Source organism: Microcystis sp. LE18-22.4A (genome assembly GCF_027531105.1).
GTDB classification, from domain to species: domain Bacteria; phylum Cyanobacteriota; class Cyanobacteriia; order Cyanobacteriales; family Microcystaceae; genus Microcystis; species Microcystis aeruginosa.
This window is the reverse complement of record NZ_JAPZRB010000188.1, coordinates 1-5,091: the sequence shown is the minus strand read 5'-3', so window position 1 is coordinate 5,091 and position 5,091 is coordinate 1. Positions and strand designations below refer to the sequence as shown.

General features: G+C 39.4%; 5 protein-coding genes and 3 pseudogenes. 2 read left to right on the top strand and 6 right to left on the bottom strand.

Annotated elements, in window-relative coordinates; all coding sequences use genetic code 11:
* Positions 1-148: pseudogene (locus O9295_RS08230) on the top strand (IS630 family transposase); the annotation flags it as partial.
* A 186-nt stretch (positions 149-334) separates the two neighbouring features.
* Here the strand turns inward: O9295_RS08230 and O9295_RS08225 are convergent.
* The 6 genes and pseudogenes from O9295_RS08225 to O9295_RS08200 all read right to left on the bottom strand — a co-directional run bounded on the left by O9295_RS08225 (position 335) and on the right by O9295_RS08200 (position 4,443).
* Positions 335-526 (bottom strand): type II toxin-antitoxin system HicA family toxin, encoded by a 192-nt coding sequence (locus O9295_RS08225; protein ID WP_288032634.1) that lies wholly within the window; start codon positions 524-526, stop codon positions 335-337.
* A 35-nt stretch (positions 527-561) separates the two neighbouring features.
* Positions 562-756, bottom strand: coding sequence for a type II toxin-antitoxin system HicB family antitoxin (locus tag O9295_RS08220; protein WP_061432922.1), 195 nt, complete (start codon positions 754-756; stop codon positions 562-564).
* Positions 757-906: 150 nt separating this feature from the next.
* Positions 907-1,122, bottom strand: a pseudogene (locus O9295_RS08215) (Txe/YoeB family addiction module toxin); the annotation flags it as partial.
* Positions 1,123-1,159: 37 nt separating this feature from the next.
* The gene (locus O9295_RS08210; protein ID WP_024969228.1) at positions 1,160-1,420 is read right to left on the bottom strand and encodes a type II toxin-antitoxin system Phd/YefM family antitoxin; all 261 of its coding nucleotides are present in this window, start codon (positions 1,418-1,420) and stop codon (positions 1,160-1,162) included.
* A gap of 267 nt (positions 1,421-1,687) precedes the next feature.
* Positions 1,688-3,088: a UbiA family prenyltransferase gene (locus tag O9295_RS08205; RefSeq protein ID WP_288032633.1), complete on the bottom strand. Its 1,401-nt coding sequence runs from the start codon at positions 3,086-3,088 to the stop codon at positions 1,688-1,690.
* A gap of 386 nt (positions 3,089-3,474) precedes the next feature.
* Entirely contained in the window at positions 3,475-4,443 is a 969-nt protein-coding gene (locus tag O9295_RS08200; RefSeq protein ID WP_288032632.1) for a hypothetical protein, read from the bottom strand.
* Positions 4,444-4,953: 510 nt separating this feature from the next.
* On the opposite strand from O9295_RS08200, the pseudogene O9295_RS08195 reads away from it, so the two are divergent.
* Positions 4,954-5,091 (top strand): annotated as a pseudogene (locus O9295_RS08195) (photosystem II D2 protein (photosystem q(a) protein)); the annotation flags it as partial.

The window sequence follows — 5,091 nt, the reverse complement described above, 5'->3', positions numbered from 1 at the left end:
TTCCGCTAAAGAATACATAGCTAATCGAGAATTTGAAAATAAAGAAGAACTGGAAAAAGTAGTCAATCAGCTTTTAAATGAAGGGGGATTGATTATTAAATGGAGTAGAAAACTTAAAAATAAGGGTAATGCTGTCAATGTAACTTAAATGCGTAAAAGCTTAATCACCTCAATTTGGGCATAATTACCGCACAGAGGGGTCTAGCATTGTCTCGCTAACAACAATCACAATCGCCCCAACTCCCGTAAGTTTTTCAAATCCAACTCAAAATCTTCAACATCATAGGAATACAGTGCTATTTGGCGCTGCTTTAAAAGTTGGCGAAAATAGACTTTACCTCGACTCTAAAAACTCTTCTACTGTCAAGTTAATATCGCTCGCAATCTGTCGTAATAATCTAGGTGCAATATCTCGTCCTTTAGGAAATGGAACAGTAGTTGCACGTCCATCTTCAGGACAGAACTGTTTATGGGAGCCTTTCTGACGTACCTCAACAAAGCCAAGATTTTCTAAGATACGAACCACTTCCTGTGGTTTCAGAACAGGTATATTGCCGATGGTTACTGTGTACCAACAAATACTGTTTCAAATCTTGTTTGTTCATCCTCAAGGAGCATTTCTATCACTTCACAAAGATTTGTCTGTAATTTATCTAAAGTTTCACCTTGAGAATGTACTCCGGGGAACCCAGGGACATAACCAACATAGAGATTAGTATCAAAATCTTTTTCTACAACAGCAGTAAATGTGTTCATAACCGATACCTAATTTTTAGGCTGACCAGAATAAAAAATAATTATGACATAAATATATAAGGAGAGCGCTAACAAATCTTGGTGCGTTCCCAGGAATTTATTGGCGGAGTAATTCGGAGTTGTCGTGGGGAAAGCACCCTACAGCGATGGCTAATCTTGGTAATGATAGCGACAGGAAATAATTGTTAGATAATGATCATCGACAACATAAACAAGACGATTAGCTTCATCCGTACGGGACCAAAAACCTGACAAATTCTCTCTCAAGGGTTCAGGTTTACCGATTCCTTCAAAGGGATTGGATAGAGTATCTTGGATGAGCAGATTGATTCTTTTCAGGGTTTTCTTGTCCTGAGATTGCCAATAAAGATAATCTTTTCATGCTTTACTACCCCAAGCCAACTTACGCATCGATTAAATCATGTTCTTGTGTTTTACCTGCTTGATATTCTGCGATCGCTTCTTGCAAATGTTGAGCATTAGCTGCAGATCTTAAGAGATAAACTGTTTCCATCAGACTGTCATAATAACTTTTAGACATGATGACAACATCTTCTGTATCTCCTCTGACAATGAAAGTACAGTTTTTATCATTGGCTACTGTATCTATTACAGATTTAAAGTTTTTTCGGGCTTCACTAAAGTTGACAATGTTGACGCTCATCAGAGTTGTACATGGTTAAGTACAATTGTTATTATAGTTCTGTCCAAATCTGGTTGGCAAAACCCAAAGGCTTCGGGGAACGCACCCCAAGCTGCGATCGCTTGCTTAAAGTCCATAATCTTGGTGCGTTCCCAAGAATTTATTGGCGAAGTAATTAGGAGTTGTCTTGGGGAATGCAGCTTACAAGATCGGCGATCGCACTACTAACGCTTCGATTAAAATAATATAAATATAATCTAGCTACAAGATCTGCGATCGCACTACCTTCTAGCTGGCTTGTCCCCCTCTCAGGTTAAACACTCCATACCAATGATGTATTGCTAACCACCCGACTGATAACAAACCTGCTAAACTCAAGGTTAAACCACTAAAGGGAATTAATAATGCAAATACTGGTAAAATTGCTCCAGCAATAGTACAAATAATGGCGGCTAAAGCAGCGTGACGATTTGCACCTAAACCATAGATGAAACCGAGTAAAATCAAGGATATGATCAACCAAGCTATTTCTGCATTCATTACTCGCGCCAGATAGGTTAAAGTTAATAAGCAAGCAAAGAAAATACCCGCAGCGATCACCAAATTTTTTAAACTCATGGGTAGGGACAAATATAAAAGCAATATCCACCACAAAAATAAGGCTGGTGCTAACAGTAATAACCGGGGCATAATCCCAGTTTTTCCTATTGGTTTGGTGGCAGTAAATACACCAAAGGGATTTCTTACAGAAACATTCTCATCAAATATCCAAGTAAATTGGGTACTGTCACCATCACTTTTAATTTCATGAGGAACTATCCCACTAGCAAAATCAGCATTTCTAAAATTAGCAATTGTTGTGAGGCGAAATTGAGAAAGTAATTGATCAGTGGCATTATAAACCCAACGTGGTCCACCTTGGGCTTGATAGCTAACTTTAATTGTGGTTTCTTGTCCTGGTTCTAACTGCAAGGGAAAACCATAATCTCCAGGGTTTATTTGTTTTAATCTTGTTCCATCTCTTTCTACTTTATAACTAGAAAGTAAGGAGTAGCCTAAGGGTGGTGGTGCTTCAAAGAAAAAACTATTAACATCACTTAGTGAATTGACAATTTTATAATCAGCAGTGTAATCTGTAAGATAAATGGCACTGCGACTTTGCCCGTTTACACTTTGGTCAATTTTAACTTGAATGTTTGAACCTGCTACGTTTAAATAGCGAGTAACTTTTTGTTGATCTGTCACCTTGACTATTTTGCCGTTAACTTGAGTAGTATAGCTATAAGGTTCTTCGACGATGTAACGCACTTGGGGCGCAATTTGTTCTAATTTATCACCTGCGACACTTTCCGCTACTTGTGCTACTTTTGCTTGTTCCCAGTGATGGTAACGGTTGCTTAAAGTAGAAGTGAGGAAAAATCCCGTAACTACTAAAATTAAAATTAGGGCTAAATGTTGTAGTTCTTTGAGCAGTTGGGAATAACGAATCGACCATTCCCCAAAGAAAACAGCTTGTTCGCTGGTGTTGCGTCTCAGAGAAAAACTGATGAGAGCGATCGCAACTCCCAAAGCTACAATTAAAAACGCAAACAATAGTGAACCTTGAATTAGTTGCGTACCAAACTTGATTAATTCCTCAGGATGTGTTAAATCTGGTAATCCTGGAATACCTTGAGCAATAGGAGACATAGGTAAATATGTAGATGTTCAGATATTGAAACAACTTGACAGATATAATTTCCAAAAGTTTCTGCAAAAATACTAGGAAAACATTGTTAATATTAGACATCTCCAAAAATTATAACCCAGTCACAGCTTGCTTTTAGCCCATGTACTAATTAAGCAGTTCGATAGCTGAAATGTATATCTGTCGTTGCTAATTCAATTTTACTGAAAAAATATGAGGCAATTAAAATAATTTTTATTCGGGTATATTCCTTGACTAGAAAGACTTTTGGTCTTGAGATAATATTAGGTCGAGGTGTATTTTAGAAGTCAGGAGTCAGTCCTGATGAAAAAATTTTCACCCCCACAGATGAAAGAGGTTTCTTTCCCTACACCCCACACCCCACACCCTATGAATTTCTCCATTCTGGTGGTGAACTAGGCTCTACAAAGTAACACTGACCATGGATTTTAGCTTGATTTTCTGCACCCTTATCAAACTCAAGAAAAACAGCCACACTATCTGTTTTAAGATCACGCCCATTTTTTTCATACAAAGAAAGAAGCTGTTCCCATTGGGTTGCTAGGAAAATTCCTGCGGCCTTGGTTCCGCGTGCTGTGCGACCAGCGCATACAAAATGAGGTAGATTTTCTTTTCCTGAATTCTTTACACCACGCACTAAAAGAGCATAATCTTTACCACCCAGAATGATAGGAGGGTGATCTTTTTCACCGATACGAAAATCATCGGTATTATCGGGGAAGATTATCTCAAATAATTTTTTATCTATATGGTAATCTCGAATTTTTCCAGTAACATGGTTGAAACCTAGCCCAAGAGCAATAATGCATTCTTTAGATTTATCGAGGTCTTTATTTAAGTGGCCATAATCTAATTCAGTCTTGAACTCTTCACCAAAACTGCGAAAGGTGTTTGCGAGTTCTAGCGCAGCATCCAAATCCTGAGATACAACTAAATATTCTGCTCCCTTTGCTTTCTTATCCTTAGCATCTTCTGGAGCATATGGAAAGCTCATTGAATTGAAAGACGGATTACTAGGATCTTCAGTTGGTTTTGCTGACGGGAATATAGCAACTACACTATTACTGATTCCAGTTCCAAAAAAGCGTTCAAACCGATCCCGATCAGGTTTATCTGAAGCAGCCTGAAAAAATGCACTTAACAAGTCTAATCCACCTACTAGTAGGAGAGAACTGGCTATACCACGCAATATAGACTCTTGGCGATCATTTGCTTTAACCCAGTCCTTTGGACAGAAGACCAGTAAATAAAGTAGACCGAAAAATCCAATTACTAGAAAGAAAAGTTGAGCTTTACCTCTCGGCGTATTAAGAGACTTTAGAAATTGTCGCCACATACTATTACGGTGAATCTTTATTCTGGAAACAAAGCTTAGGCTGTATAACCATCAATTATACTGCTCCCTGCGGTCTAGCAACCCCCTCTATCCTAGTATCTCACTTCCATCGGTCTAACACCCCCTAATAGGACTTAATGGCGCACCGTGCGGTTTAATCACCTCAATTTGGGGATAATTACCGCACAGAGGGGTCTAGCATTCCACTCAAGACGTGAAGACGACAATACCAAGCAATTGAGGCGGAATATCTCCCCATCTCCCCAAATCCCCCCGCAACGCGCACGAAGTGGTCTCCCCCCGCAACGCCCAGCAACTGGTCTCCCGAAAAAATTTTAGATTTTCTTAAGATCGACCTGAAAAACATTGGCTATTTTTTCCAATATAGTGTAAGTTAAGAAAAGTAAAGATTTCTCACAATTCTTCCACACATCTGCTCGCCTGCTCAGATGGATGGAGGAGAGAGCGCGGAATCTTAGCAATAATATACATTTTTCGGAGAAAACCCCCATGACCATTGCTGTCGGACGCGCCCCAGAAAGAGGGCTGTTTGATGCTCTCGATGACTGGCTCAAAAGAGACCGTTTCGTCTTCATCGGTTGGTCTGGTTTACTACTCTTCCCCTGCGCCTTCATGGCCCTAGGTGGA

Excerpts from the sequence above, each read along its gene's own strand:
- O9295_RS08200 (WP_288032632.1), bottom strand. The coding sequence starts at position 4,443 with ATGTGGCGACAATTTCTAAAGTCTCTTAATACGCCGAGAGGTAAAGCT.
- O9295_RS08220 (WP_061432922.1), bottom strand. The coding sequence starts at position 756 with ATGAACACATTTACTGCTGTTGTAGAAAAAGATTTTGATACTAATCTC.
- O9295_RS08205 (WP_288032633.1), bottom strand. The coding sequence starts at position 3,088 with ATGTCTCCTATTGCTCAAGGTATTCCAGGATTACCAGATTTAACACAT.
- O9295_RS08210 (WP_024969228.1), bottom strand. The coding sequence starts at position 1,420 with ATGAGCGTCAACATTGTCAACTTTAGTGAAGCCCGAAAAAACTTTAAA.